25 protein-coding genes and 1 pseudogene are annotated in these 26,675 nt (G+C 68.5%); 17 read left to right on the top strand and 9 right to left on the bottom strand.

The annotated features are described in order from the left end of the window. Nucleotides 1–22: 22 nt before the first annotated feature. Entirely contained in the window at nucleotides 23–721 is a 699-nt protein-coding gene (locus tag ACFULV_RS13265; RefSeq protein ID WP_378656196.1) for a hypothetical protein, read from the bottom strand. A gap of 110 nt (nucleotides 722–831) precedes the next feature. Between ACFULV_RS13265 and ACFULV_RS13260 the strand changes: the two genes are divergently transcribed. The 12 genes from ACFULV_RS13260 (at nucleotide 832) to ACFULV_RS13205 (ending at nucleotide 13,214) form a co-directional block, all read left to right on the top strand. Next, the gene (locus tag ACFULV_RS13260; protein WP_378656194.1) at nucleotides 832–1,878 is read left to right on the top strand and encodes a FecCD family ABC transporter permease; all 1,047 of its coding nucleotides are present in this window, start codon (nucleotides 832–834) and stop codon (nucleotides 1,876–1,878) included. Beyond that, the gene (locus tag ACFULV_RS13255; protein ID WP_378656192.1) at nucleotides 1,875–3,035 is read left to right on the top strand and encodes a FecCD family ABC transporter permease; all 1,161 of its coding nucleotides are present in this window, start codon (nucleotides 1,875–1,877) and stop codon (nucleotides 3,033–3,035) included. Before ACFULV_RS13260 ends, ACFULV_RS13255 begins: the two co-directional genes overlap by 4 nt. Then, entirely contained in the window at nucleotides 3,032–3,856 is an 825-nt protein-coding gene (locus ACFULV_RS13250; protein WP_378656189.1) for an ABC transporter ATP-binding protein, read from the top strand. Before ACFULV_RS13255 ends, ACFULV_RS13250 begins: the two co-directional genes overlap by 4 nt. A 62-nt stretch (nucleotides 3,857–3,918) precedes the next feature. After that, nucleotides 3,919–4,308: a BlaI/MecI/CopY family transcriptional regulator gene (locus ACFULV_RS13245; RefSeq protein ID WP_279537543.1), complete on the top strand. Its 390-nt coding sequence runs from the start codon at nucleotides 3,919–3,921 to the stop codon at nucleotides 4,306–4,308. Nucleotides 4,309–4,372: 64 nt separating this feature from the next. After that, entirely contained in the window at nucleotides 4,373–5,311 is a 939-nt protein-coding gene (locus ACFULV_RS13240) for a M56 family metallopeptidase (RefSeq protein ID WP_378627217.1), read from the top strand. A gap of 256 nt (nucleotides 5,312–5,567) precedes the next feature. Next, on the top strand, nucleotides 5,568–7,019 hold the full coding sequence (locus ACFULV_RS13235) for a DEAD/DEAH box helicase (protein ID WP_378627216.1): 1,452 nt from the start codon (nucleotides 5,568–5,570) through the stop codon (nucleotides 7,017–7,019). A 119-nt stretch (nucleotides 7,020–7,138) separates the two neighbouring features. Next, nucleotides 7,139–7,999, top strand: coding sequence for a DMT family transporter (locus ACFULV_RS13230; protein WP_378656186.1), 861 nt, complete (start codon nucleotides 7,139–7,141; stop codon nucleotides 7,997–7,999). Between the two features lie 51 nt (nucleotides 8,000–8,050). Further along, nucleotides 8,051–9,487 (top strand): GuaB1 family IMP dehydrogenase-related protein, encoded by a 1,437-nt coding sequence (locus tag ACFULV_RS13225; protein ID WP_378627213.1) that lies wholly within the window; start codon nucleotides 8,051–8,053, stop codon nucleotides 9,485–9,487. A 283-nt stretch (nucleotides 9,488–9,770) separates the two neighbouring features. Beyond that, a complete protein-coding gene (locus ACFULV_RS13220) occupies nucleotides 9,771–11,126 on the top strand; it encodes a hemolysin family protein (RefSeq protein WP_378627211.1) in 1,356 nt (451 codons plus the stop codon). Continuing rightward, nucleotides 11,119–12,183, top strand: coding sequence for a hemolysin family protein (locus tag ACFULV_RS13215; RefSeq protein ID WP_378627210.1), 1,065 nt, complete (start codon nucleotides 11,119–11,121; stop codon nucleotides 12,181–12,183). The genes ACFULV_RS13220 and ACFULV_RS13215 overlap by 8 nt, the downstream gene beginning before the upstream one ends. A 144-nt stretch (nucleotides 12,184–12,327) precedes the next feature. Continuing rightward, nucleotides 12,328–12,693 (top strand): ArsR/SmtB family transcription factor, encoded by a 366-nt coding sequence (locus ACFULV_RS13210; protein ID WP_378656183.1) that lies wholly within the window; start codon nucleotides 12,328–12,330, stop codon nucleotides 12,691–12,693. Then, nucleotides 12,690–13,214: an SRPBCC family protein gene (locus tag ACFULV_RS13205; RefSeq protein ID WP_378627208.1), complete on the top strand. Its 525-nt coding sequence runs from the start codon at nucleotides 12,690–12,692 to the stop codon at nucleotides 13,212–13,214. Before ACFULV_RS13210 ends, ACFULV_RS13205 begins: the two co-directional genes overlap by 4 nt. Before the next feature lie 12 nt (nucleotides 13,215–13,226). Here ACFULV_RS13205 and ACFULV_RS13200 read toward each other — a convergent pair whose 3' ends face one another. From ACFULV_RS13200 to ACFULV_RS13190, 3 genes are read right to left on the bottom strand one after another with little or no spacing between them, the layout of a single operon-like run. Further along, the gene (locus ACFULV_RS13200) at nucleotides 13,227–13,895 is read right to left on the bottom strand and encodes a TetR/AcrR family transcriptional regulator (RefSeq protein WP_378656180.1); all 669 of its coding nucleotides are present in this window, start codon (nucleotides 13,893–13,895) and stop codon (nucleotides 13,227–13,229) included. A gap of 42 nt (nucleotides 13,896–13,937) precedes the next feature. Beyond that, nucleotides 13,938–15,047 carry a hypothetical protein gene (locus tag ACFULV_RS13195; RefSeq protein ID WP_378656177.1) on the bottom strand — a complete coding sequence of 370 codons (1,110 nt, stop codon included), beginning with the start codon at nucleotides 15,045–15,047 and terminating at the stop codon, nucleotides 13,938–13,940. Beyond that, entirely contained in the window at nucleotides 15,044–15,895 is an 852-nt protein-coding gene (locus ACFULV_RS13190; protein ID WP_378656175.1) for an SDR family oxidoreductase, read from the bottom strand. The genes ACFULV_RS13195 and ACFULV_RS13190 overlap by 4 nt, the downstream gene beginning before the upstream one ends. Before the next feature lie 170 nt (nucleotides 15,896–16,065). Between ACFULV_RS13190 and ACFULV_RS13185 the strand changes: the two are divergent. Continuing rightward, nucleotides 16,066–16,209: pseudogene (locus tag ACFULV_RS13185) on the top strand (esterase); the annotation flags it as partial. 207 nt (nucleotides 16,210–16,416) lie between these two features. Here ACFULV_RS13185 and ACFULV_RS13180 read toward each other — a convergent pair. From ACFULV_RS13180 to ACFULV_RS13170, 3 genes are all read right to left on the bottom strand, one after another. Beyond that, entirely contained in the window at nucleotides 16,417–18,054 is a 1,638-nt protein-coding gene (locus ACFULV_RS13180; protein ID WP_378656172.1) for an FAD-binding protein, read from the bottom strand. Nucleotides 18,055–18,126: 72 nt separating this feature from the next. After that, nucleotides 18,127–19,191: a diacylglycerol kinase gene (locus ACFULV_RS13175; RefSeq protein ID WP_378656169.1), complete on the bottom strand. Its 1,065-nt coding sequence runs from the start codon at nucleotides 19,189–19,191 to the stop codon at nucleotides 18,127–18,129. Between the two features lie 25 nt (nucleotides 19,192–19,216). After that, nucleotides 19,217–20,005, bottom strand: coding sequence for an SDR family oxidoreductase (locus tag ACFULV_RS13170; protein WP_378656167.1), 789 nt, complete (start codon nucleotides 20,003–20,005; stop codon nucleotides 19,217–19,219). Between the two features lie 122 nt (nucleotides 20,006–20,127). Here ACFULV_RS13170 and ACFULV_RS13165 point away from each other — a divergent pair, with 122 nt between their 5' ends. After that, nucleotides 20,128–20,775 carry a TetR family transcriptional regulator gene (locus ACFULV_RS13165; RefSeq protein WP_378656165.1) on the top strand — a complete coding sequence of 216 codons (648 nt, stop codon included), beginning with the start codon at nucleotides 20,128–20,130 and terminating at the stop codon, nucleotides 20,773–20,775. A 119-nt stretch (nucleotides 20,776–20,894) separates the two neighbouring features. Further along, nucleotides 20,895–21,932: an iron-siderophore ABC transporter substrate-binding protein gene (locus ACFULV_RS13160; RefSeq protein ID WP_378656163.1), complete on the top strand. Its 1,038-nt coding sequence runs from the start codon at nucleotides 20,895–20,897 to the stop codon at nucleotides 21,930–21,932. Here the strand turns inward: ACFULV_RS13160 and ACFULV_RS13155 are convergent. Then, nucleotides 21,929–23,233, bottom strand: coding sequence for an MFS transporter (locus tag ACFULV_RS13155; protein WP_378656160.1), 1,305 nt, complete (start codon nucleotides 23,231–23,233; stop codon nucleotides 21,929–21,931). The two genes, ACFULV_RS13160 and ACFULV_RS13155, sit on opposite strands and share 4 nt — an antisense overlap. Nucleotides 23,234–23,439: 206 nt before the next feature. On the opposite strand from ACFULV_RS13155, the gene ACFULV_RS13150 reads away from it, so the two are divergent. Both ACFULV_RS13150 and ACFULV_RS13145 read left to right on the top strand, forming a co-directional pair. Further along, the gene (locus tag ACFULV_RS13150; RefSeq protein ID WP_378627194.1) at nucleotides 23,440–23,862 is read left to right on the top strand and encodes a hypothetical protein; all 423 of its coding nucleotides are present in this window, start codon (nucleotides 23,440–23,442) and stop codon (nucleotides 23,860–23,862) included. Between the two features lie 129 nt (nucleotides 23,863–23,991). Further along, complete coding sequence (locus tag ACFULV_RS13145) at nucleotides 23,992–24,912, top strand: 3-methyladenine DNA glycosylase (RefSeq protein WP_378656157.1); 921 nt, start codon at nucleotides 23,992–23,994, stop codon at nucleotides 24,910–24,912. On the opposite strand, the gene ACFULV_RS13140 is transcribed toward ACFULV_RS13145, so the two are convergent. Beyond that, complete coding sequence (locus ACFULV_RS13140; protein WP_378627192.1) at nucleotides 24,909–26,651, bottom strand: BCCT family transporter; 1,743 nt, start codon at nucleotides 26,649–26,651, stop codon at nucleotides 24,909–24,911. The genes ACFULV_RS13145 and ACFULV_RS13140 overlap by 4 nt on opposite strands. Nucleotides 26,652–26,675: the final 24 nt, after the last annotated feature.

The following is a 26,675-nucleotide window of genomic DNA, read 5'->3' as shown; positions in this document are numbered from 1 at the left end:
GTGATCAACCGTCCAGATCTGGCTAGCGCTGCAGGCAGCTGCTGCGGCGCACCGGGAGGCCGCGTTCCTCGAAGGCGCCGAGCAGGAGCTGGCCACGGCGCGCGCCCGCGGAGACATCGGCGCGTGCCAGATCGGGGACGTAGGTCGCCGCGCCGATGATGGATTCGCCCACGAGGGTCCAGAACCGGCGAGCGGGCAGACCGGAGCAGCGAGTGAGGACCGATTGGAGCGGGATCAGCGACGACGCGCAGCGCTGGGCGAGCCAGACCGCCATGGCGGCTTCGCAGGGGAAGGCGACCGCACCCGGCTCGGGATCGCAGTCGACGACGCGAATCGTGGTGTCGGACAAGCCTGCCCAGTCGATGCCGCCGTCGTTGTCGTGGTGGATCCACAGGTTGTCGCGGCCGGGATCCCATGCCTGCGCGTCCATCACGAACAGTGCCGTGACGCGGCCCGCCACGGCGTGGATGAGCGCGGTGGCCACTACTTCGGCGGCGATCTCGTCGTTGATCATCTCCGCGGCGTGACGCCGGTACATCAGCTCGACGCGGCCCTCGGACAGCCCGTTGGGCACATGCCACCATCGCCGTTTGCCCTGCCCGCTCATCGCCGCGACGGCATACACGCGCGGATGCTCGGGTTGCAGCGCTTGCAACCTGGCACAGGCACGGTCGAACGCGGCGGTGGTGCGGGAAGTGGCGGTGGTGACGGGCTCGGACATCGAACCTCCTCGAACGTTGGTTCCCGTGACGATGATGTCTCGGAACATAGGTTAGGCTTACCAGACTTCACAAGTCGTGTCCGGTTTCGAGGCAGGAGAAGTTCGTCGCCGTGATCCACCCTGGCACCGTCAGACGTCGTCGTCTGACCGGGCTTCTGCTGCTCGTTGTCTTGCTCACCGTGGCGGTGGTGGCGAGTATTGCCATCGGCACCCGCTCGCTCACACCCACCACGGTGTTCGACGCCGTCACACACGCTTTCGGCTGCGACGGCGGCCCGTTCCGATGCCCGGCCCGCTCCATCGCCGAGGAAATCGTGCGTGAGCTGCGTCTGCCGCGCACCGCATTGGCCCTGGTCGCCGGAGTGGCGATGGGCGTCGCGGGCGCGCTCATCCAGGGGTATACCCGGAATCCGCTCGCTGATGCCGGATTGTTAGGACTGAATGCGGGCGCGGGCTTTCTGGCCGCGCTGAGCATCTTCCTGTTCGGGTTCACCGCGCCCGCGCAGTACATCTGGTTCGCCTTCGCCGGGTCGGCGATCGCGGGGGTAATCGTGTTTGGGGTCTCCTCGATCGGTGGGGGCAAGGCGAGTCCGTTGAGCCTGATCCTGGCCGGCGCCGCGGTCACCGCCTTCCTCCAGGCGATGACCAACGCGATCATCGTGCTCGACAACGCGGCGCTCGACACCTATCGGTTCTGGGTGGTCGGCAACGTGGCCGGGCGCGAAGCGGAAGTGTTCTGGCAGGTCCTGCCGTTTCTGGTGGTCGGCGTCGGCATGGCCATGGCCGCGGCCCCCAGCTTGAATCTGCTGAGCCTCGGTGACGATGTCGCCCGCGGACTCGGCGTCGACGTCACCCGGGCGCGGGCCTTCGGCCTGCTCGCGGTGGTGCTGCTCAGCGGCGGGGCGACCGCGGCGATCGGACCGATCGCGTTTCTGGGCCTGGTGGTTCCGCACATGGCCCGGACCATCACCGGACCGGACAACAAGTGGCTGATCCCCTACTCCGGGCTACTCGGCGGGTTGCTGCTGCTCGTCGCCGACACCGCCGGGCGGGTGATCGCCCGCCCCGGTGAACTCCAGGTCGGGGTGATGTTGGCCGCGATCGGCGCGCCGTTCTTCATCGCGTTGGTGCGTCGGAAGAAGTTGGTGGCGCTGTGAGTGGAGTCGAGATGGGCAAAGCCGCCGACCAGGTTGCCGCCGAACCCCCGAACGCCGACCGAGCGGATCGCGCAGTGACCGAGCTGCGCCGGGTGCGCCCCGCGCTGCGGGTCGGGCCGGTGTCGCTGGTGCTGCGGCCGGTCGTGTTCGGCGTCGTCGTGGCACTGGCGGTCGCGGTGTTCGTACTGTTCTGCCTGGACATCGCCGTCGGCGATACCCATATCCCACTGGGACGCGTACTCGACGTGCTCGGGGGCGGCGGTACCAGATCCCAGCGCTTCATCATCATCGAATCGCGCTTGCCCCGTGCGCTGACGGCCGTGGTCGTCGGCGCCGCGCTCGGACTGTCGGGCGCGCTGATGCAGTCGATCCTGCACAACCCACTGGCCGGGCCGGACGTCCTCGGCATCACCACCGGCGCCAGCGTTGGCGCCGTCGCGGTGCTGGTCGGCAGCGGTGGTGCGACAACCGGGCTGGTCGCCACCGTCGGAGCCCCGATCGCCGCGCTGACCGGCGGCCTGATCACCGCGGTCGTCATCTATCTCCTGGCCTGGGGCCGCGGGGGCGGCGGCGAACGCGGGGTCACCGGGTTCCGGCTCGTCCTGATCGGCATCGGCGTGAACGCGGTCCTGATGTCGGTGATCAGCTGGCTGCTCACCCGCGCCAGCCTGACCGACGCCGCCCGTGCCCAGCTCTGGCTCACCGGGTCGCTCAACGGAGCCGACATGTCGAGGGTGGTGCCTGCCGTCATCGCGCTGTCCGTCGTGACCGTGGTGTCGCTGGTGTCGGCGCGCACGCTGGCCGCGCTGCGCCTCGGCGAGGACTCGACCCGAGTGCTCGGTGTGCGGATCCAGTCGCAACAGGCACTGCTCATCGGCGCGTCGGTCGTGGCCGCCTCGGTGGCGACCGCCGCCGTGGGGCCGGTCGGATTCGTCGCCCTCGCCGCACCGCAGATCGCGCGAATGGCGCTGCGGACCGCGGGTGAGCCTCTGATCGCCTCGGCGCTGACCGGTGCCGCACTGGTCGCGGGGGCCGATGTCCTCTCGCGCGCGCTCCTGCCCGTCGACCTGCCGGTCGGTATCGTCACCGCCGCGCTCGGTGGACCGTTCCTGCTCTACCTGCTCGTCCGCATGAATCGGAAGGCCACGCTCTCATGACCAGCCCCGCTCATCGCCTCTCCGCCGACGCCGTCTCCCTCGGCTACGGCGAGCGGGTGATCGTCGACGAGCTCAGCCTCGACATCGCGCCCGGCGTGGTCACCACGGTCATCGGCCCCAACGGCTGCGGCAAGTCGACCCTGCTGAAATCGCTGGGCAGGCTGCTGCGCCCCAGCGCGGGACAGGTCGTCCTCGACGGCAAGGCCATCTCGTCGATGAAGACCAAGGACGTGGCCAAGGTGATCGGCATGCTGCCGCAGACTCCGGTCGCGCCCGAAGGGCTCACCGTCGCCGATCTGGTCGCGCGGGGACGTCATCCGCATCAGTCCTGGTTGCGGCAGTGGTCGGCCGACGACGAGACCGAGGTCGCGGCCGCGCTGGCCCAGACCGGTATCGCCGACCTGGCCGACCGGACCCTCGACGAACTCTCCGGCGGCCAGCGCCAGCGCGCCTGGATCTCCATGGCGCTGGCCCAGGGCACCGACATCCTGCTCCTCGACGAGCCGACCACCTACCTCGATCTCGCGCACTCGCTGGAAGTGCTCGACCTCGTCGACCGGCTGCACGCCGAGTTCGGACGCACGGTGGTGATGGTGCTGCACGATCTCAACCTCGCCATCCGCTACAGCGACGAGCTCGTGGTGATGCGCGCGGGCGCGGTCGTGGCGCGGGGCAAACCGGCCGACATCGTCACTGCCGAGCTGCTCGCCGAGGTCTTCGGGCTCGAGGCCACCGTTTTGACAGATCCGGTCTCGGGGCGGCCGATGATCGTCCCGATCGGGACCCGGCACGTGCACGGCGCGGTCGGGTATGACGAATGACACACAGCAAACACCCCGTTACGACAATCTGTAGTACGCATGTTTGTCGTTGAGGCCGTAAAATCGGTGGGATGGCAGGTCTCGGCGAACTCGAAAAAGCGGTCATGGACCAGTTGTGGTCGGCCGATGAGCCACTGACGGTGCGGCAGGTCCACGAAGCGCTGGCCGCGCGGCGCGAGCTCGCGTACACCACGGTGATGACGGTGCTCCAACGACTGGCGAAGAAGGACCTGGTGGTTCAGCGACGCGACGATCGCGCGCATCGATACGCACCGGTTCACAGCCGCGACGAATTGGTCGCGAGCCTGATGGTCGACGCCTTGCAACAGGCCGACGCCGCAGGTAGTCGCGCCGCGGCGCTGGTGCATTTCGTGGAGCAAGTGGGCAAAGACGAGGCGGATGCGCTGCGCGAAGCACTCGCCAAGCTCGAATCCGACGAAAACAGCGGCTAGACTCCCTGGCGGCTCTCACAATGGAGTGAGCGCCCCTGGCCCCACAACGCAGTGAGCAGAGTCGATGAACGCAACCGCGGCAGTCTTTGCTGGTCTCGCCTTGCTTCTCGCAGGGCCGGTACCAGCGCTGCTCAGTCGCGCTACCTGGGTGCACCGCAGCCCGCGCGCGGCGCTGGTGTTGTGGCAGGCGATCGCGCTGGCCGCTGTGCTCAGCGCCTTCGGATCCGGGCTGGCCATCGCCAGCCTGCTGCTCGTCCCCGGCCCCGACGGTAGGCCCACCACCTCGCCCACCCAGGAGATCGACGCGCTCGGTCTGCCGCTGTGGACGCTGTATGTGCTGGTCTTCGCCCTGACTCTGATGGTCGGCGCCCGGCTGATGTTCTCGATCGTGCGCGTCGGTGTGCACACCCGGCGCCGCCGCTCCCGTCATCGCATGCTCGTCGACCTGCTCGATCAGGGCGGCCCGGTGCGTCGCGCCGCCGACATCCGCGTGCTGGCCGCCACCGAACCCATCGCCTACTGCCTGCCCGGCCTTCGCCAGCGGGTCGTGATCAGCGAAGGCACGCTGACCAGCCTCGACGACTCCGAGGTCACCGCCATCGTGAGCCACGAACGCTCACACCTGCGCGCACGCCACGATCTGGTGCTCGAGGCGTTCACCGCCGTCCACGAGGCCTTTCCCCGGGTTGTCCGCAGCAAGGCCGCGCTCGGCCAGGTGAAATTGCTGATCGAACTGCTTGCCGACGACTCGGCGGTGAAGGTCACCGGGCCCAAGCCGCTGGCCCGCGCCCTGATCGCCTGCGCCAAATCCACCGCACCGCAGGGGGCACTCGCCGCGGGCGGACCGAGCACCCTGATCCGCATCCAGCGGCTCGCGAGCACCACCGGAGACGTGAGAGTCGCCACCGCCGCCTACCTCGGCTCGGCCGCGATTCTGGTCGTGCCGACCCTGGCCGTCGCGGTGCCGTGGCTGCAGGAGCTCAACCGGCTCTTCCACGGCTGACCTGGCGATCCGCCGCCAGCTTCTCCCCGGCGCGCACGGCGCGGCGACCGCACCACCGCTGCCCGATTCGCGGCGGCACAGACCTTGCCACAACCACTTCGCTGACCAGCCTGTTTACCCAACCGAGCCCGAACACGCCTATCCTGGGAGACCGGTCCTTCCTGCTGGGCCGCACCCCGCTCACGCCGAGGCGCGTATTCGGGTAATCGGCGCCGATCATCGTTCGGCGCGATTCGCAGCCCAACGAAAGGCCACCTTGACCAACTCTGCCGTGCCCAACGAACCGACCTTCGCCGAACTCGGCCTGCCCGTCGAACTGGTGCAGACCCTGCGCAACGCGGGCATCGACAAGCCCTTCCCCATCCAGGCCGCCACGATCGGCGACGCCCTCTCCGGGCGTGACGTGCTCGGTCGCGGCCCGACCGGCTCGGGCAAGACCCTCGCCTTCGGTCTGCCGATGCTGACCCGCCTGGCCCAGGGATCCCCCTCCAAGCCCGGTCGCCCGCGCGGCCTCGTGCTGGTGCCGACCCGCGAACTCGCGACCCAGATCGAAAAGGCCCTCGAAGAGGCCGCCCGCTCGCTGGGCCTGCGCGTGGCCTCCGTCGTCGGTGGCGCGCCGATCAAGCGTCAGGCCGACCGCCTCGCCCGCGGTGTCGACCTGCTCATCGCCACCCCCGGTCGCCTCGACGACCTGATCAAGCAGCGCGCCGCCGACCTGTCGGACGTGACGATCACCGCGCTCGACGAGGCCGACCACATGGCCGACATGGGCTTCCTGCCCCAGGTCACCCGGCTGCTCGACCGCACCCCCAAGCAGGGTCAGCGCCTGCTGTTCTCGGCCACCCTCGACGGTGACGTGGACAAGCTCGTCAAGCGCTACATGCACAACCCGGTGACCCACTCGACCGCGCCCGCCGAGGCCTCGGTGAGCACCATGACCCACCACCTGCTCTACGTGCGCGACAAGAACATCAAGCGCACCGTGGCCACCGAGATCGCCGCGCGTGAGGGTCTGACCATCATGTTCGTGCGTACCAAGCACGGCGCCGACCGCCTGGCCAAGCAGCTGCGCGGCGCCGGCGTCGACGCGGGCTCGCTGCACGGCGGCAAGGCCCAGAACAACCGCGTCCGCACTCTGGCGGCCTTCGCCGACGGGTCGGTGCCGGTGCTGGTCACCACCGACGTCGCCGCGCGCGGCATCCACATCGACGGTGTCTCGCTGGTCGTGCACTTCGACCCGCCCGCCGAGCACAAGGCTTACCTGCACCGCGCCGGCCGCACCGCGCGCGCCGGTGAGGACGGTGTCGTGGTCACCCTCGTCACCGACGAGGAGCGCAAGGACGTCGCCGCGATGACCCGCAAGGCGGGCGTGCGCACCGACGGTGTCGACGTGCGCCCCGGCGACCGGAACCTGGTGGAGATCACCGGCGCCCGCAAGCCCAGTGGGATCGCGCTGGCCGCGCCGGTCGCCCCCGCGCAGCCCACCCGCGCGGCGAACGGCGGCGGGCGCACTCGTCGTCCGCGCACCGGTGGCGCTCCGGCCGCCGAAGCGGGCCGTGGTGGCGCACCGCGCCGCGAGCGTCCGGCGCACGAGCCGCGCACGCGCTCCGGTGGACACGCCCGCACGGGCGACACGCCGACGAATTCTCGTCGTCGCGCCGCGCGTCCGGCCGCTCCCGCCGCGCACCGCAACCGCACGGCAAACTGAATCAACGCGGGGCCGAACCGATTACGGTTCGGCCCCGCGTCTGTTTCCAGGTACCCGAACCCCCCGACTCTCATTCGTAGATCAGCGCCGGCGAGCGCCGGATCCCGCACACTGAGCCCGTGACGAACCACGAGATCGCCACCATCGCGTGCGCGCTGATCGCGGCCATGTTGATCGCGCTGGGCGCCGTAGCGCAGCAGCGGGCGGCCGCGGCAGTGCCCGAAGGCACGTCCCTGCTCGGCGGCCTGCTCCGCAGCCCACGCTGGTGGTCCGGAATCGTCGGCGACACCGGTGGTTACGCGATGCAGGTTCTCGCGCTGGCATTCGGCGCGGTGCTGGTGGTGCAACCGATTCTGGTGAGCGCCTTGGTCTTCGCGCTGCCGCTGTCCGCACGGCTGAACGGGCAGCGGATCACCGCGCGCGCCGCCGCGACCGCGCTGATCCTCGTCGCGGCGCTCGCGCTGTTCCTGATCGTGGGCGATCCGACAGCGGGCGAGGACACGGCGCCCTTCCGGGAATGGTTGGTACCGTTGGCGATTCTGCTCGGCGTCGTCGTGGCCGCGGCCGTCGCCGGGCTGACGATCAGCAGCCGGTCGGGACAGGCGCTCGCTCTCGGTCTCGCCGGTGGCGCCCTGTTCGGGACGGCGGCCGCACTCACCGATCGCGTGGTCACCCTGTTCGGTGACGGGATCGGCGCGGTGCTCGGCGGGTGGCAGACCTGGACGCTGGTGGCCGCGGGCCTGCTCGGCGTGTACCTGCAGCAGCGCGCGTTCCAGGCCGGACCGCTGTCGGCCTCACTCCCCGCGGCGACCATCGCCGAACCCCTGGCCGCCGCGTTCCTCGGCCTCACCGCTCTCGACGAGCACCTGCGCACCAGCGGTCCCGGACTCGTCGTCGTCGGAGTCTGTGTCGTCGTGATGTGCGCGGCGACCGTGGCCCTGTGCCACACCAGAGCGGTCACCGCCGAGCCCACGCGCTGACACGGCGCGGGATTTGCCCGCCGCTGGGCTCACAGGGCTACTATCAATCAAGTGCGATTTCTTCCGGGACCCCAGCCGCCGTATGACCTGACCTACGACGACCTCTTCCTGGTCCCGAACCGGACCGATGTCGCGTCCCGGTTCGATGTGGACCTGGCCAGCGTCGACGGGACCGGTACCACCATCCCCCTCGTGGTCGCGAACATGACCGCGGTCGCGGGCAAGCGGATGGCCGAGACCGTCGCTCGCCGCGGTGGCATCGTGGTGCTCCCCCAGGATCTGCCGATCCCCGCGGCCGCCGACACCATCGCGTTCGTGAAGAGCCGCTCGCTCACCGCCGACACCCCGGTCACCCTCGACCCCGATCGTTCGGTGTCCGACGCGGTGGCGCTGATGCACAAGCGCGCGCACGGGGCCGTCGTGGTCGTCGAGGACGGCAAGCCGGTCGGCGTCGTCACCGAGGCCGCCTGCGCCGATGTGGACCGGTTCGCGCGCCTGCGCGAGGTCGCGTTCACCGACTTCGTCCAGGTGGCCGTCGAGGCGTCCCCGCGCGATATCTTCGACCGCCTCGCCGAGGCCCACGCCCAGCTCGCGGTGCTCACCCACCCCGACGGCACCCTCGCGGGCGTGATGACCCGCACCGGCACCGTCCGCGCCGGCATCTACACCCCCGCGGTCGACGCGAACGGCAAGCTGCGCGTCGCCGCCGCCGTCGGCATCAACGGCGACGTGGCCGCCAAGGCGAAGGCCCTGGCCGAGGCGGGCGCCGATGTGCTCGTCCTCGACACCGCGCACGGCCACCAGACCAAAATGCTCGAATCTTTGCGCACCGTCGCCGATCTCGGCCTCGGCCTGCCCCTGGTCGCGGGCAATGTGGTTTCCGCCGAGGGCACCCGCGATCTGGCCGAGGCGGGCGCGACCATCATCAAGGTCGGTGTCGGCCCCGGCGCCATGTGCACCACCCGCATGATGACCGGCGTCGGTCGCCCGCAGTTCTCCGCCGTGGCCGAATGTGCCGCCGCGGCAAAGGAACTCGGCGTGCACGTGTGGGCCGACGGAGGCGTCCGGCACCCCCGCGACGTGGCACTGGCGCTGGCCGCGGGCGCATCGAACGTGATGATCGGTTCCTGGTTCGCCGGCACCTACGAGTCCCCCGGCGACCTGCGCATCGACCGCGACGGCAACAAGTACAAGGAGAGCTTCGGCATGGCGTCCAAGCGTGCTGTCGCCGCCCGCACCGCCGCCGACAGCAGCTTCGACCGCGCCCGCAAGGCACTGTTCGAAGAGGGCATCTCCAGCTCGCGGATGCGTCTGGATCCCGAGCGTCCCGGCGTCGAGGATCTCATCGACCACATCTGCTCGGGTGTGCGCAGCTCGTGCACCTACGCCGGTGCTCGCTCGCTGCCGGAATTCCACGACAAGGCCGTGCTCGGCGTGCAGTCCGCCGCCGGCTTCGCCGAAGGCAGGCCGCTTCCCAGCGGCTGGTGAACCGCGCCCGCGGCGGCCGATCGAACCCTTCGATCGGCCGCCGTCGGCGGGCGGAGCCGCGCCGCTGACACATCATGGGTGGGCACGGATTACTATGGAGTTGCCGATCACGGCACATGCTCGACTCCCGCCTCGAAAGGATCCAGTTGTCACCCGCGTCCAAGGGCGCCACACAGGAGGGCTCCTCTACGGAGCCGGGTGACAAACCCGGCGTCCTCCTTTCCGCAGCGTCCGTTCGATCCCCCGGTTTCCCTACCGCGCCCCCACTCGGGTGGTGCTGAGGATGTCCATCGTTCTGACCGTGCTCAGCCTGCTCGGCTTCGTCGCACTCACCCTCGGAACGGCGCTGTTCGTCGCCGCCGAGTTCTCCCTCACCGCACTGGAACGCAGCACCGTCGAAGCGGCCGCTCGGGAAGGTGACACCCAGTCACGCCTGGTGAAACAGGCCCATCACACTCTGTCGTTCCAGCTCTCCGGCGCCCAGCTCGGCATCACCATCACGACGCTGATCACCGGCTACATCGCCGAACCCGTCCTGGCCCGGCTGCTCGATCCGCTGCTGGACGGCATCGGCTTGAGCGAAAACGCCGCGCACGGCGTCGCCTTGGCGCTGGCCCTGATCATCGCGACCTCGCTGTCGATGATCTACGGCGAGCTGGTGCCCAAGAACATCGCGATCGCCGAGCCGATGAAGGTCGCCCGGCTCACCGCGGGCCCGATGATCGGCTTCTCGGCCCTGTTCAAGTGGCTCATCCGTTTTCTCAACGGCGCCGCCAACTGGGTGGTCCGCAGGCTCGGCATCGAACCCGCCGAGGAACTGCGCTCGGCTCGCTCGCCCCAGGAACTCGGTTCGCTGGTGCGCACCTCCGCCATGCGTGGCGCGATGGATCAGCGCACCGCGCAGGTGATGGACCGCTCGCTGGAATTCGGTGAGCGCAGCGCCGAGGACCTGATGACACCGCGCGTGAAGGTCGAATCGCTGGACCGCCACGACACCATCGCCGACCTCATCGCCGCCGCCGCGCGCACCGGCTACTCCCGATTCCCGGTGGTCGACGGCGACCTCGACAACACCCTCGGCGTGGTGCACGTCAAGCAGGCGTTCACCCACCCGGGTGAACTGCGCAAGCAGATCCAGCTCAGCGACCTCGCCGTCGCGGTGCCGATCGTGCCCGCCAGCCTGGACGGCGACGAAGTCCTCGAGCGCGTCCGCGCCGACGGCATGCAGGTGGCCCTGGTCGTCGACGAATACGGCGGCACCGCGGGCATGGTGACCATGGAGGACCTGATCGAGGAGATCCTCGGCGACGTGCGCGACGAGCACGACGAGGAGGAGCGCGATGTGCGCCGGGTCTCCGACGGCTGGGACTGCTCGGGCCTGATGCGCATCGACGAGGTGTCGCGCGCGACCGGCTACGACGCGCCCGAGGGCGAATACGAAACCCTCGGTGGTCTGGTACTGGCCCAGCTCGGCCGTATCCCGGTGACCGGTGACGAAGTGGTGCTGCCCGCGTCCCGCGGTTCCGGGGGCGGCTGGATCGCCCGGGTGGAACGGATGGACGGACGGCGCATCGACCGGGTGCGGTTGATCCCCGTCGACGCGGCCAACCTCTCGGCACGGGAGAACGCTCATGGGTGACCTGTTCGGAATCTTGCTGACCGTCGTCCTGCTGGCGGGCAACGCGTTCTTCGTCGCCGCCGAGTTCGCCCTCATCTCCGCCCGCCGCGATCGGCTGGAAGCCCTTGTCGCCCAAGGCAAGAAGAAGGCCCAGACGGTGATCGAGGCGGGCGAGAACCTGTCGATCATGCTCGCCGCGGCTCAGCTCGGCATCACCATCTGCTCGATCCTGCTCGGCCGCGTCGGCGAGCCCGCGATCGCGCACCTCATCGAGCGCCCGTTCGAACTGCTCGGCCTGCCCGATCAGTTGCTGCACCCGGTGGGCTTCGCGCTCGCGCTGACGGTGGTGGTGATCCTGCACATCCTGCTCGGCGAGATGGTGCCGAAGAACATCGCCCTGGCCGGTCCGGAACGCTCGGCACTGCTGCTGGTGCCGATCCACCTGATGTGGTTGCGGATCGCCCGGCCGCTGATCGCGCTGTACAACCTGGCCGCGAACATGACGCTGCGGATGATGCGGATCGAGCCGAAGGACGAACTCGACGCCACAGTCTCGACGGTGGAGCTGGCCGAGATGATCGGCGAATCCCGCTCCGAGGGGCTGCTCGACGAAGAGGAACACCGCAGGCTCACCCAGGCTCTCGGCACGTCCGACCAGGTCGTCGGCGATGTGATGGTGCCGCTGGCCCAAGCCAGATCGGTGCCGCTGATCGGCAACGGGACCACCCTGGGCGAGGTCGAGGCAGCGGTGTCCGAAACCGGTTTCTCGCGCTACCCGGTCGCCGCCTCCGACGGCTCCCTGGTGGGTTACCTGCACATCAAGGACGTCCTCGACGAGGTCGCCGACGACAACGCGGGCCCGGACACCGTCATCCCGCGCACCGACATCCGCCCGCTGCCCACGGTGAGCACCGGAACTCCGCTGTACGAGGCGCTGGCCCGGTTGCGCCGCACCAGTAGCCATCTGGGACGGGTGGTCGACAGCCGTGGCAACACCGTCGGCGTGGTCGCCCTGGAGGACCTGATCGAAGAGTTCGTCGGCACCGTGCGCGACGGAACCCACCGCCTCGCCGAATAGGCCGCCCCGGCAACCGATCTCCGCCTCGGCGCGGACAGATCACGACAACGGCCCGACCAACCGGTCGGGCCGTTGTCGTGTGCCGAGACCACCACCAGCGGTCCACTCTTGACAATTGGTAACCGGTCGGTTACCAATTGAGAGGTGGACGTGTTCGAGGCCCTGGCCGACTCCGTGCGGCGCGATCTGCTCGAGCGGCTCGCCTGCGCACCGGCCAGGGTCGTCGATCTCGCCGCGGAATACCCCATCAGCAGACCGGCGATCAGCAAACATCTCCGGATACTCGCCCACGCGGGCCTGGTCTGCGCCGAACCGCACGGCCGCGAACGCCACTATCGCCTCGCCCCCGCAGGGCTCGCGCCGTTGCACGACTATCTGGAAAAGCTGCGACCGGCCCGGCCGCCGATTCCGGAGCACGCGCTCGACGGTCTCGATCTCGAAGTCCGCCGCACCACCCGGGATCGCCGAGCCACGACCAGCACCGATAGCGACAAGGAGCAGACCGCATGACCATCCCCACCGCGACCGGACACCGCCGCGACCTCGCCGACGGCATCTACTGCGAATGGACCCGAACCTTCCGCGCGCCGATCGAGGACGTCTGGGCCGCCGTCACCGAGCCGCAGCGGCTCGCCCGCTGGCTCGGCACCTGGACCGGCGACCCGACGTCGGGTGAAGTGAAGTTCCAGATGACCTTCGAGGGCGAGATGCCCCCCGAGCGATTCCGGATCGACGAATGCGATGCCCCGCACCGGCTGCGGGTCACCACGTCGATGCCCTACGACGGGGAGAATCCTGAACACTGGCAGCTGCGCCTGGACCTCGCCGAGGAAGGCGGCGTCACCACCCTGGTCTTCGCCCAGAACGTGCCCGATCCCACCATGGCGGAGAACGTCGGGCCGGGCTGGGACTACTACCTCGACCGCCTGGTCGCCGCCGAGACCGACCGCGACCCGGCCACGGTGACCTTCGAGGACTACTACCCCGCATTGTCCGAGCACTACCGCAAGGAATTCGGGCGCGCCGGCTGATCGCCGACTCGGCTACACCGGTTCGCCGGGTCGGCGATCCAGGGTCCCGAGTCCGTGGATCAGAATGCTCACGGCGACGTCGATCAGTTCGTCGAGCGGCAAGGGTGCGTCGGCCAGCGTCCAGTCCACCATCAGCTCGGTCATCCCGCCGGCGAAAAGCATCGCCGCGATCGCCAAGCGATCGGTGGCGGGAACATGGAAGTAGGCGTCGGCGAAACCGGCGATCAGCTGGGCGAATTCGTGCATGACCGCGCGCCGGTGCACCTCGAGCTCCGCGCTGACTCCGACGACCTCGATGAAGATGACCCGGGCGCGGCGCGGGTCCGCGGCCACGGTCCGAACGAACGCGTCGACACTGGCGTGGGCCTGGGGAGCCAGATCGGGTTCGGCCCCCGCGAGCGCCGCCAAGGTCGCGGCGCGGACCTGGTCGATCTGACCGTCGTAGACCGCGCGCAGCAGTGCCTCACGATGAGTGAAGGACTCGTAGAAGTACCGCTCGGTCAACCCCGCGCGGTCGCAGATCTTCTTCACCGACGACGCCGGATAGCCGATGGTACCGAACAGTTCCAGGCCGGCCTCGAGGAGAGCGTCTCGACGCTCAGCGCTTCGACTCGCCTTGTCCCGCCCACCGTAGCGGCGCGACGGAGTTCGGTTCCCGGACGGAGCGTCGGTCTCGGTCACTGTCCTCCCGCATCCGGCTACCTGATCTTGAAGGTCTCCATCCTAGTCATCGGCCCGAGGTGGGATCGCGATCGTCCCGTAGTCGAGTCCGCCGTGGGTGAAAGTCGGCACGACCGGCCACTGCCGCTTCCAGTTCGCGCATTCCGAGGAGGGAACGACTTGCAGCCAGCGCGGATCGCGCGGTGACCGGGAAGCCATGGTCTTCTCCTTGACCATGGAATCGTACTGATCCAGCGAGTCTTCGAGAGTGTTCGCGTTGAGGACGACTTCGCGGCCGTAGAACTGCGCCTGCTGCCGAACCCCGGGAATCCTGGACAGTTCCGGCTGCCAGCTGTCGGCGGCCATCCCGTTCTCCGAGGACACCCACACACCATCGGGTGTGTTCACGCACAGCGAGTGGTTCCCGTCGGTGTGCCCGGGTGTCCACAGCAGGCTCACCCCGACACCCAACTCGACGTCACCGTCGAGGACCTGCAGTCGCTCGGCGGGGACGCCGTCCATGCCGCCGTCGACGTACCAGGCCCATTGCATCGGGTGCACCGATTCCAGCGTGCCGAGTTCGGTGCGCTGCACCAGCATCCGCGCGTTCGGGAACAGCGGGTCACGGGGGCCGGACTCACCGTCGATCGGCTCGTCGCTGCCCATGATCATGCGGATGTCCTGCACGTGCAGGTGGTCGAAGCTGACGTAGTCGACATCCTCGTTGCGCAGGCCCAGCCGGGGCAGCACCGCCTCGGGATCGTTGTAGTACTTGACGAACAGCGACTCCGCGCGCAGCGTGCGCGAGAGCTTCTGCAGTTTCGCGTAGAACGGGGCCTTGCCCGATCCGGCCGCGACGGTGGGCTCCCAGACCAGCGTTCGGAGCGCGCCGTCGAATCCTTCGAATTGGACCACGAACATCCGATTGATGATCGAGATCATCGGGTTGGGGCCGATCGAATAGCCCTGGAAGGCGAATCGCTGCGGATACGGGGCGGCGGCGATGTCGAAGCTCTTGACCGCACGCACCTGCCCCTGCCGGAGGAACCGCTCGCGGTAGCGGAGGGCGCCTTCGCGCACCGCCTCGAGCCGGTCGCCGCGCGGCCACACGTCGTGGACACCGGCGAACTCCGGTATCGGCCGAATATCGCCGAGCGCGTCGGTTGTGGTCATTTCAGGGTTCCTGTCGTCGGCGTGGGTGGAGGTTCGGTGGGGCCACAGACCTTGTGTTCATAGTCGGCCCGGCTCGATGAATCATGAACAGCGGCAACCTGATCCGGGACCATGCCGAACAGGACACGGTCGCGCAGGGCGGCCGGGAGGACGTTCACCGCGCGCAGCAGCGGTCCGAGGTAGCGGGGCACTGTCACCTCGAATCGAGGGTGTTCGATCGTCCGGGCGACGGCGCGGGCGATGTCGGCGGGCTGGAGCAGTGCCACCGCGCCGGTGGCGGTGCCGGTCGCCAATTCGGTGTCCACCACGGTCGGCATGATCACCGAGAGTGCGACCCCGCTGCCGCGCAGTTCAGCGCGGACCCCGCTCAGGTAGCCGAAGACGGCGTGCTTGGTCGCGGCGTAGGAGGACTCACCGGGCGGGGCGAGCTTCGACGCGGCGGAGGCCACGGTGACGATGTGCCCGGCGCCTCGCGCGCGCATGGCCGGTGCGGCGAGGGTCACCCCGTTGATCACGCCGTGGACGTTCACGTCGAACTGCCGTCGCCGCGCCGCTTCGGGTTCCCGATCGAACCGGCCCACCCACATCACGCCGGCGTTGTTGACGAGCACATCGAGCGGTCCCCACTCCTGCTCGACGGTGGCGAGGAACGTCGCGAACGAATCCCGGTCGGCGACATCGACGCCGAAGCCCCGCACCCGCGCCCCCAGTTCGGTGGCGGTGGCGTGTGCCGCCGATTCGTCGATGTCGCCGATCGCGACGCGCGCACCCGCGCGGGCGAGCCGCGCGGCGATCTCCCTCCCGATCCCACGCGCACCGCCGGTCACCGCGATGACCTGCCCTTTCATTGACTGTCCCAGTTTTGACATGAAGTCATGTCAACAAAGTACAGGACTGTCGGGCGTTTTGACATGAGTTCTTGTCAGTTGCCCTGTTGTCCGAGCATGATGCACGGCATGGATCGAAATCTCGTCGCGACACTGCCACTCGCGCAGGCGTCCGTATCGGACGCGCGGCAATGCACGGGTTGCGCCTGGTCATGTCGTCCTGGACGGTGACGCGTTTTCCCGTACTCGCCCGCGGGCATCGCCCCGCCGACATCGTCGTCGCTGGAGACTCCGCGGGCGCACACCTGGCACTGGCCCTCGCCGGTGAGCTGGCCCGGCGGGGGCTTCCACAACCGTCCGGGCTGGTGCTGTTCTCACCGGTGGCCGACCTCACCTTCGGTCGGGCTGGCCGCGACGAAGGAACCGGCGGTGCGCGAGCCGTACGCCTTGGCCGAGGTCAGCGCGTTCGTCACCGAGATCGATCGAGCGAGCGGCCCGCCGGATCGAATGCCCGCATGATCAGCCGGCGTCTGCGAGGGTCCTCACCGAGGTAGCAGCGGCTGGGCGCTGTGGGTGCCCGCCCGCCGCCCCGAGAAGATGCAGTCGGCCAGCGACAGGCCACTGATGTAGGAGTTCGAACAGACGCCGACCGCCGCGCGCCCCGCGGCGAAGAGTCCCGGCACGACTCCCCCGCTCTCGAGGCGAACAGCGCCGGTGTCCTCGTCCACCAGCAGGCCGCCGAGTGTGAGCATCGGCATCGGGTAGGTGAGCCGCGCCTTGAACGAGATATCCAGCAGGGCGAACGGTCCGGTGCGCAACGGGCGGCGGAGGTCGTCGGGCTTGCCCAGCGGATCGGGGCGGTTGTCCTCGATGGCGCGGTTGTGCGCGTCGAGGGTGGCGCGCAGGGCGGACCGGTCGATCCCGGCCCGTGCGGCCGCCTCCTCGACGGTGTTCCCCGTGACGCGCCCGATCCGCAGCAAACGCTCGGTCTGCATTCGCTGGAACCACACCGACTGTGCGCCGATCTGGCCGCGAGCTTCGGCCTCCAGCTCCGCGTCGACGAGCAGCCACGCGCGATGACCTGGACTGGTGGCGATGGCCGCGCCGAGAGCCGCGCCGTAGCGGGACTCGTCGATCATGCGCTCGCCCAGGGCATTCACCGCGATCGCTCCGAAGAACGCGCTGGGCGGCGCGATGAACCGCCAGGTCGACAGCGCGTCCATCTTGCCGCTCGCCGCGCCGATGTCGAGCGCCATGGTGATGCCGCTGCCGTCGTCACCGGCGCTCCCCAGCGGCAGTCCCTGCGACCACGGATACGCGGGGGCGTGCCGTGCGACCATCTCCCCGTTCGCGATGAACCCACCCGTGGTGAGCACCACGCCGGATCTCGCCTGGATCCGGACCGGCACACCGTATCTGCGCTCGATCCGGGCCAGCAGCTTTTCCACCGCCCGGCGCAAACCCTGGTGATACACACCGGGTTTCGCCGACATCCGGGCGAGCGCGGCGAATCGGCGCCGTACCGCCGCGGGTGCGTCGGCGATCGTGAGCGCCTCGATGCCCGTCACGCGCCCGTCCTCGACAACGAGCCGAGCCGCCCTGGTGCCGGTCCGGACGCGAACGCCGTGCTCGGACGCCGACGCCGCCAGCGGCCCGAACAGTGCCTTGCCCGAGACGCCGGGGCCGTGCGTGCGGTGACCGCGTTGACGCGGTTTCGCGAGATCCCGGTAACCGCCGGAGTTTTCGCTGCCCGAGTAGTACAGGTAGTAGTCATCGGTCGGATAGGACGTCTTGTACGGGCACACCGAAGGCTGGAAGGGCACGCCGTGCCCGGTCAGCCAGTCGATCATCGCCGGGGACTCTTCGCAGAATCGGCGCAGCGTCGCGGCGCTCACGGCGTCACCGACCTCGGCCTGCAGGTACGCGAGCATGGTGTCGACGTCGTCGTCGATGCCCGCGTCGCGTTGCACCCAGGTGCCACCGCCCGCGTACACGATGCCACCCGACAGCGCCGTAGCGCCGCCACCCAGATACCGGTCGACAGCCAGCACCTCGGCGCCGGATTCCCGCGCGGCCAGCGCGGCGGCCGCTCCCGCTCCGCCGTATCCGACGACCACGACATCGGCTGCGTCATCCCAGGCCCGCACTTGTCCACCCTTCCGAGCACGGGCCGACCGCATCGTCGCCCGATCAGCCGAACTATAACGTGTTCTAGATTTTCGGCACCAGTCGAGTCGCGGAACAGCGGGCCGTCAGGACATCAGTCCACGGCCGGTGGTGAGGGGCAGATCGGTGGCGGTCAGCAGGCCGGGGCGGGCCTCGACCACGGCCGAGACGGCACTGACCAAGCGGGCGGCGGTGCCGACCACACCGGCGAGAGCGTGGTCACCGTCGCTGGTGAGCTGAAGGTCGAGTCGGTAGTCCGGTTCGCCCTGGATTTCGACGCGGTAGCCGCCCTTTCCGGTCGGCTGTGGCCAATCGGGAGCCAGGTCGGGGTGCAGGCGGGTGACGTGTTCGAGGGTCAGCACCTCGCGGCCGGCGCGGATGCCGTGGACTTGGAAGCGCAGCGCGGCGGCCGTACCCGCGGTGATGGTGCGGTCGCCGACAGTCAGCTCACCGGTGGCCGGTAGCCGTTCGAAATGTTGTGTGACGGAATCGAGTTCGATATCGAGCGCGGCGGCGAGCTGCCGGATGACGCTGCCCCAGGCAAGGGTGAGGACGCCGGGTTGCAGCAGCATGGGCAGGGCGTCGAGGTCACTGCCGAATCCCATGATGTCGAAGACGACCTTGGGATTGTCGTAGGTGGAATAGTCCATGATCTCCGAGCAGATGATCCGGTCGATCCGTTCGGAGCCGCTGGAGAGCAGCAGCGGCAGCCAGTCGTTGGCCCAGCCCGGGTCGATACCGTTGACCCACAGGGACGCACCGCCTTCCTCGGCGGCCGCGACGATCGGGGCGATCGCCTCGTCGGGCAGGGTGCCGTACGGGTATTGCAGGAAGACCGGACTGCTCGAGACCACATTGATGCCGGCGCGCAGGAACCGTTTCAGGTCCTCGACAGATTCCATCAGCCGGTCGTCGGCCATGGCGGTGTGCACGATGCAGTCGGGTTTCATGGCCACCAGGGCGTCGGCATCGGTGGTGGCGGTGATGCCGGTGACGACGGACAGCCCGGCGAGCTCGCCCGCGTCCTTCCCGGCTTTGGCCGCGCTCGATACCCACACGCCGACGAGTTCCAGTTCGGGCCGGGCGATGATGGAACGCAGTGCTCGCGCACCGACGTTTCCGGTGCTCCATTGGATTACACGGTAGGTCATGTCAGATCCTTTGCGCGGGAGTGGATCACAGGTCGGGCAGGCCGAGTTCGAAATTGGGGCTTTCGATGCCGCCGTCGACCTCGAGAATCTTGCCGGTGACGTAGCCGCCCGCACGGGAACTGAGGTAGACGATGGCCGCCGCGATTTCCCAGGGCTCGCCGAGCCGACCCAGCGGAGTCGCGGCTTCCATCGCGGCCTTGATCTCGGGTTGACTCGCAACGACATCCAACGCCGAGGTGAGTACCGACCCGACCGCGATGGCATTGACGCGGATGCGGGGCGACAGGTCGGTGGCGGCCAGCCGGGTCCAGTGCGCGAGAGCGGCTTTGGCGGTGCCGTAGGCGAGGAAACCACGGCCCGCGGTGCGGCCCATCATCGAGGAGATGCTGACCACCGAGGCGTTGTCCGACTCCAGCAGGTGCGGTACCGCGGCCTGGGTGAGCGCGTGCGCGGTGGACACATTGAAGCGGAAAGCCTCCTCCAGGAACTCCGGGGAGGTGGTCATGAAGGTATTGGGCATGGTGCCGCCGACATTGTTGACCACGATGTCGATGCGGCCCAGTTCGGCGGCGGCGGTGTCGGCGAAGGCCTTCACCGCGGCCAGGTCGGACAGATCCGCCGTAACGGTCACGGCACGGCGGCCCAGGGCGCGGATCTTCCCGGCGACCTCGTCGAGCTGTTCGGTGGTGCGGGCGGCGATGGCGACGTCGGCACCGGCTTCGGCGAGCGCGAGCGCGGTGGCCGCGCCTATACCGCGGCCCGCTCCGGTGACGATGGCAACGCGACCGTCGAGCCGGAAGGCATCCAGGATCATGGCGCAAGTTCCTCTCCGAATATCGCCGCATGTGTCTGCGGTCACACGCAGTTTTAAGAACTATTGCTTAACTGTCAAGGATCAGTTCTCATTCTTGCCGGGGAACGGCTACTGTGCGGACTGTGGCAGGGACAGCAGCGCGGGAACGCATCATCGTCGCGGCGGAGCGTCTGATCGCCGAGCACGGACGGTCGGTGCCGCTGCGCGATATCGCCGCTGCCGCAGGTCAGCGAAACAATTCAGCGATCCAGTATCACTTCGGATCCCGCGACGGACTCATCGAAGCAGTGGTCGAGTTCCGGCTGGCGACGTTGGAGGTGCGGCGACTGGAACTGCTCGCCGAACAAGCGGGCTCGAATCGGCCCCCCGGTGTGCACGGGCTACTCGAAGCCCTGGTGGTGCCCATGTTCGAACTCGGCGAACGGCACGGAATCCGCCACTACGCGCGATTTCTCGAACAGATCCACCCGCACCCGGCGGTCTCCGACGCGGCCAACCTCGACAGCGCGGGCCGCACGTCGGTGCGCGTCATCATGCAGGGCCTGGACCGAGAGCTCGCCACCCTGCCACCCCGGCTGCGGGTGCGCCGGTTGCGAGCACTGACCACCATGGTCTTCGCGCTCGTCGCCGACCACGAACGCGCGGCGGAGGCGGGTGCGGCGCGGGCCACCGACGCGCGAGCACGGGAAGAGATCATCGACATGCTCGCCGGCGCACTGACCGCCCCCGTGACCACCCGTGCCGCACTGTCACACGACGCCATGCCCTGATCGATTTCATGCGCGATACCGCGTGCCGGTGGGATGAAGCGGCCGAGTTCGTTTTTGTCCGTTGATCTTCGTAGAGACCGAGTGCCCATTATTAGGGTAGCCTTGCCATTATTTGGACGGTGCTCGAAAGGAACCTCGTGGATTACGTCATCTCCCGGCGGCAGGCACTCAAACTGTCGCTCGTCGTCGTCTCCGGCCTCGCGACAGCATGTTCGGCGGACGCCACGATCGGTGCAGACGGCGCACATCCCGCTGTCACACCGGAAGCGGGGGCCTATCCCGTGACCATCAGCCATCGCCACGGCGCGACCACGATCCACCGCGCCCCGACACGCATCGCGGTCATCGGCATCGGCGACGCCGACGTACTACTTGCCTTGGGCGTGATCCCGGCTCTTGTACCCGTGTGGCGAGGCTCCACCGACGACGGCATCGGAGCCTGGGCCGAATCCGCTCTCGGTGCCAGGCAGGTGCCCGCGCTCTCCGAAGCCACCACGGATTTCAGTGTGGAAGCGGTGGCGGCGGTACGCCCGGACCTGATTCTGGCCGTGAACAATGCCATTGACGCTACCGTGTACCAGCAGCTCAGTGCCATCGCACCCACCGTGCTGCGCGCAGCCGAACACCGGGATTGGGTATTGCCCTGGGATGAGGTGACCACCCGCATCGGCCAGGCCGTCGGATTACCTGGCCGCGCACAAGAATTGGTGACCGATGTCCGGAATCGTCTGGCCGGCGCCAGGACCGCCCACCCCGAATTCGCCGGACGCACGGCCACATTGGTGATCCGGTGGCCGTCCGGGCAGTTCCGGGTTTTCGCACCGGAGTCGGCGCGGTTCCAGATTCTGTCCGCGCTCGGCTTCGTCCCGCCGCCCGCATTGTCCGGAGCCTTCGCCAACGGCCTCTACCAGGAACTGTCGACCGAACTGCTGGAGCGCATCGACGCCGATGTGATCGTGGTCGACAACTGGGACAGAGACCGCGAGCGCATCGAATCGAATCCGTTGTTTCCCACGCTCGCGGCGGTGCGCGAAGGCCGGGTGGTCAAACTGGACGCCATCACCAGCGATGCCATCTCCATGCCGAACCCGTTGACGATTCCCTTCGCGCTCGATGAACTCGTCGACCGGCTCCGTGCGATCGAGCTGCCGAACTAGCCGCTCGCGCCCTCCGGCGGCGGCGCGATCGCGCGTCGGCGGCGGGACAGCGCCAGTGTGACCGCAGACCCCCCCGCGATACACACCGCGGCTACCAACCACACCATCGCCCGACCCCACGGTGTCGCACCGATCGCGGCGTAAGCCGATCCGGCGGCGGCTGAGGCCAAGACGCAGAGCACTCCACCCAGCGAGTTCATCGCGCCGAAATGTGCGCTCAAGTAGCTCTCCCGGGCGGTCGCGGCCACCGCGTCACGTAGTGCCGGAACGAGCAGCATCTGACCGGCGTTGAGCAGAACCAGCCAGCCGAGCACTCCCATGAACACCCATAGCTGAGTGACCGGAACTATCGAGGGAACGACGAAGCCGCCGCCCATGATCAGGAACCCCCAGGTCAACGCTCGGCGATTTCCGATGCGGGCGATAATCTGCAGCATCGGGATCTGTCCGCCCAGTACCACCAGCGCCGCCACCACGTAGGCCCACCCGACGAACCGATCAGCGCCGACTGCGGCCAATTCCATCGGCAGCATCAGATACACCAAGCTCACAGCCGCCAGCTGGATCGCCCACAATCCGGCATAGGCCAGGAACTCGCCATTGCGGGCCACCACACGCAATACCCCGACGATCGACACCACGTCGATATCACGGCGCGGCGGTTCCGGGAACCAGCGCAGGAACAGCATTCCGATCACCGCGAACAGAGCCGCGGCGATACCGGCGGTCCACGCGAACGGCACTGTCAGCAGCAACGCACCCAGTATCGGCCCCATGACCATTCCGACGCGACCGGCCATCTGCTCGAGTCCGAACACCTCGGCGCGCGGCAGTACCCCGGCGTCCTCCAACTGGCGACCGTACGCCGCATTCGCGCCCTCGACCGCGGGCGCGAACAGGGCGGCCGCCGCACCGACCAGCAGCACGCCGGTGATCACCGTCGCCAAGGAGTCCGCCACAGCGAGTACGCCGAAACCAGTGACCCGCAACGCGATTCCACTCAGGGCCATACGCCGATACCCCAGGCGTTCCGCCAGCGCCCCACCGAGAAAGAACAGTCCCTGCTGTGCCAACATCCGCAATCCGAGCACGGTGCCGATCACTCCAGCCGCCAACCCGAGATCGTCGGCCAAATGGACCGCGAGAAAGGGCACGACCAGGTAGAAGCCGATGTTGAACCCAACGATCGACACGAGAATCAAACGGATCGGAACGGGAAGGGCCGAGACCGTGCGCGTGAGCCCTCGCTTGCGGCCGACGCGGTCCGATCGGGGGCCCACCAGGGCCGAAGACGAAGACACCCCCGCAACACTATCTCCCAGGCGAGGGCGACCACCGCCTTGTCGACGCCACCGTCGCCAACCCCGCCGGCCGCTGCCCGAACATAGGGTCAAGCCCTGGGTTTTCGGGGTACCGGCCCCGCGAAAACTGTGGAACGCTACCGCTTCACGCGGTTCCCGATCGAGCGCCGGGGCCGACCACACCGATACGAAGGACCACCGAATCCATGCGAATCGCAGGACTGACCGCCGTCGCGGCGGGCGCACTGATCCTCCCGGCTACCCTGGCTCCCGCGGCCTCGGCGGAGGTGGAGGACATCACGATCTACGCCTGGGGTAACAGCGAAGTACCCGTCGCCTGCGACTATGTGGGTGCCAACTGCAGCGTTATGGCCCGGATGTTCGGCTCCGACTACGCACTGCCCGCCACCGTGACGATCAACGGCCGTGAGCTGAGTTCGCCCGAGCGCCTGGACTATCCGGACCGGGAGCGCAGCGCGATCCGCGGCACCTGGCGCCCGCCGGCCAAGGGCACATACACGATCGTGGCCACTCAGGGCTCCTCCACCAAGACCCTTGTCATCGAGATCACCGGAGACCCCCAGCTCGGCAGTGGCTCGGCTGGACTGTTGCCCAGCGGTTCCAGCTGAGACGAGCTGCACCGACGTAGGCAACATCGGACGTCGATCATCAGGCTCCTCCGTCCAGCCCGACCAGCCACCCAGAGTCTGGATTCGGGGTGAATCCACCGCGCAGAATCGGTGCGGGAGAATGTTCAGGTGAGCACGTACGGCGACCTGGACTACGCTCTCGACCTGCGGGTATTGCCTGCGGTCGAGTGGCGGACCGCCGCGCGCGCACACTGTGATCGGCTCGATCGGCTGGTCGGTCCCTATCTCGAGCGCCGTGCGGCGGGGACCACGCATCCGGTCGTGGATTTCTTGTTCACCTACTACGGCAACAAGCCGTCGCAGCTACGCCGATGGCATCCAGGGTTCGGGGTCGGGCTGCGCGCGGCGGGAGAATATCGGGGCGCGCGCGGGTACTACGAGCGACCGGGCGAGCCGGGGGTGTTCACCGCCGACCCGGCCTATCTGGCCAAGCGGCGCGACACGATCTCCTTCGTATCCGGACTGCTCACCGCGACAGCACGACGTCCGGCGCAGTTGTCGTGTTTCGGGCTGCACGAGTGGGCGATGGTCTATCGCACCGACGACGTGCGGCATCAGCAGGTTCCGCTGCGTCTGGGACACGCGGGGACGGACGCGGTGGTGGAGTCGATGTCGTTGCGGTGCACGCACTTCGACGCGTTCCGGTTCTTCACCCCGGAGGCGGTGGGGCGCAATGCCGAACCGCTCACTCGCGCGGACCAGGTGCAGCGGGAGCAGCCGGGCTGTCTGCACGCGAATATGGATCTCTACAAGTGGGGTTTCAAGCTCGCACCCCTGATCTCCTCGGACCTGCTGCTCGATTGCTTCGAACTCGCCTGCACCGCACGGGAACTCGACATGCGGGCCAGCCCCTACGATCTGTCGGGCTTCGGCTACGAGCCGGTGCGCATCGAAACACCGGCCGGACGAGCGGAGTACGTCCGATCCCAGGCGGCGATCGCCGAATCCGCGGACGCACTGCGGGATCGCCTGCGACTGGCCTGCGCCGAATTGTCGTCGGCGCAGGCCAGGATCGACGCCGCGGACTAGCCGCGTTCGGTACCGGCGACGGGGGGATCGTCGGCGACTTCGACCTTGTCCGGCGAGGCCTCGGTGACGAGCGCGAAGTCACCCTCGTGCAATTCGGTGCCCTGGTCGACGGCGACCTCGACCAGTTCGATGCCACGATCCATGCGCAGGATCAGCGGGTCGTCGCGCAGGTCCTTGTACAGCGACACGCACATCGCCACCATCACCACCAGGAACGGCAGTGACACCACGGTGGTCAACGCCTGGAGGCCGGTCAGAGCGCCGCCGAGATTGTCGGAATCGGCGATCACCAGCATGATCGCGGCGACCGCGCCGGTGGCCGCGCCCCAGAAGATGACGACCCACTTCGACGGTTCGATGCTGCCGCGTTCGGACAGGGTGCCCATCACGATGGAGGCCGCGTCGGCACCGGAGACGAAGAAGATCGCGACGAGGATCATCACGACCACCGTGGTCACCGAGGTGATCGGGTACTGGTCCAGCAGGTGGAACAGCGCGAAGTTCGAGTCGACCGAGCCGTCCGGTTCGGTGAGGTCGCCGTGTTCGGCCTGTTCGGCGATGCCCGCACCACCGAAGATCGCGAACCACAGCAGACTCACCACGCTCGGCACCAGCAGCACGCCGGTGACGAACTGACGAATGGTGCGGCCACGGCTGATCCGCGCGATGAACATGCCGACGAACGGCGTCCACGAGATCCACCAGGCCCAGTAGAAGATGGTCCAGCTCGACAGCCACGTCTGCATCGCGTCGTCACCGGCGCCGGTGCGCGAGGCCATGGTCGGCAGGCCCTCGATGTAGTCACCGATGGAGGTGGGCAGGATATTGAGGACGAACAGCGTGGGGCCCGCGATGAACACGAACGCCGCGATCGCAAGGGCCAGCACCATATTGATGTTGGACAGCCACTGGATGCCGCGTTCGACGCCCGAGACCGCCGACAGCACGAAGGCCACCGACAGGCCCGCGATGATCGCCACCAGGCCGATCTTTCCGATGCCGTCGATCCAGCCGTTGAACTCCATGCCCGCGCCGATCTGCAGCGCGCCGAGGCCGAGGGAGGCCGCCGAGCCGAACAGGGTCGCGAAGATCGCCATCATGTCGATCGCCCGGCCGCCGATGCCGTCGGCGTGCCGGCCCAGCAGCGGGCGGAACACCGAGGAGATCAACTGCGAGCGGCCTTTTCGGAATGTGCCGTAGGCGATGGCCAGGCCTGCGACGGCGTAGATCGCCCACGGGTGCAGTGTCCAGTGGAACAGCGTGGTGGCCATGGCGACCTCCGCCGCGGCCGGCGAGCCCGGCTCGGCGGTGTGCGGCGGGGGGTTCACGAAGTGCGACAACGGTTCCGCCACACCCCAGAACATCAGGCCGATGCCCATGCCGGCGCTGAACATCATCGCGATCCACGACACGGTGCGGAATTCGGGTTTCTCGTCGTCGGCGCCCAGCGGGATCCGGCCGTAGCGGCTGATCGCCAGCCAGATCACGAACACCACGAACGCGGTGGCGGTGAGCACGAACAACCAGCCGGTATTGGTGATGACCCACTTCTGAGCGGTGCTCGCCGCGGAGGCGAGGCTCTCGTCGTCGAGGACACCCCAGGCGACGAAGGCGAGTGCGCCGATCGCGGTGGCGCAGAAGATGAGCAGATCCAGCCTCGGCTTGCCCGGCGACCCACCGGCTACCGATCCGCCCGGCGGCGGTGCGGTGCCGGAACTTCCTACGACATCGTTCGACATGGGTCCGAGTCCTCTCCGATCGCG

Source organism: Nocardia sp. NPDC057272 (genome assembly GCF_042668615.1).
In the GTDB taxonomy this organism is placed as follows: domain Bacteria; phylum Actinomycetota; class Actinomycetes; order Mycobacteriales; family Mycobacteriaceae; genus Nocardia.
The sequence above is the reverse complement of the archived record's forward strand: the minus strand, read 5'-3'. Positions and strand labels throughout refer to the sequence as shown.

Bases quoted from the DNA above. Each gene is read 5' to 3' on its own strand.
- ACFULV_RS13265 (WP_378656196.1), bottom strand. From the start codon at position 721: ATGTCCGAGCCCGTCACCACCGCCACTTCCCGCACCACCGCCGCGTTC.
- ACFULV_RS13250 (WP_378656189.1), top strand. From the start codon at position 3,032: ATGACCAGCCCCGCTCATCGCCTCTCCGCCGACGCCGTCTCCCTCGGC.
- ACFULV_RS13240 (WP_378627217.1), top strand. From the start codon at position 4,373: ATGAACGCAACCGCGGCAGTCTTTGCTGGTCTCGCCTTGCTTCTCGCA.
- ACFULV_RS13220 (WP_378627211.1), top strand. From the start codon at position 9,771: ATGTCCATCGTTCTGACCGTGCTCAGCCTGCTCGGCTTCGTCGCACTC.
- ACFULV_RS13215 (WP_378627210.1), top strand. From the start codon at position 11,119: ATGGGTGACCTGTTCGGAATCTTGCTGACCGTCGTCCTGCTGGCGGGC.
- ACFULV_RS13205 (WP_378627208.1), top strand. From the start codon at position 12,690: ATGACCATCCCCACCGCGACCGGACACCGCCGCGACCTCGCCGACGGC.
- ACFULV_RS13195 (WP_378656177.1), bottom strand. From the start codon at position 15,047: ATGACCACAACCGACGCGCTCGGCGATATTCGGCCGATACCGGAGTTC.
- ACFULV_RS13190 (WP_378656175.1), bottom strand. From the start codon at position 15,895: ATGAAAGGGCAGGTCATCGCGGTGACCGGCGGTGCGCGTGGGATCGGG.
- ACFULV_RS13180 (WP_378656172.1), bottom strand. From the start codon at position 18,054: ATGCGGTCGGCCCGTGCTCGGAAGGGTGGACAAGTGCGGGCCTGGGAT.
- ACFULV_RS13175 (WP_378656169.1), bottom strand. From the start codon at position 19,191: ATGACCTACCGTGTAATCCAATGGAGCACCGGAAACGTCGGTGCGCGA.
- ACFULV_RS13170 (WP_378656167.1), bottom strand. From the start codon at position 20,005: ATGATCCTGGATGCCTTCCGGCTCGACGGTCGCGTTGCCATCGTCACC.
- ACFULV_RS13150 (WP_378627194.1), top strand. From the start codon at position 23,440: ATGCGAATCGCAGGACTGACCGCCGTCGCGGCGGGCGCACTGATCCTC.
- ACFULV_RS13140 (WP_378627192.1), bottom strand. From the start codon at position 26,651: ATGTCGAACGATGTCGTAGGAAGTTCCGGCACCGCACCGCCGCCGGGC.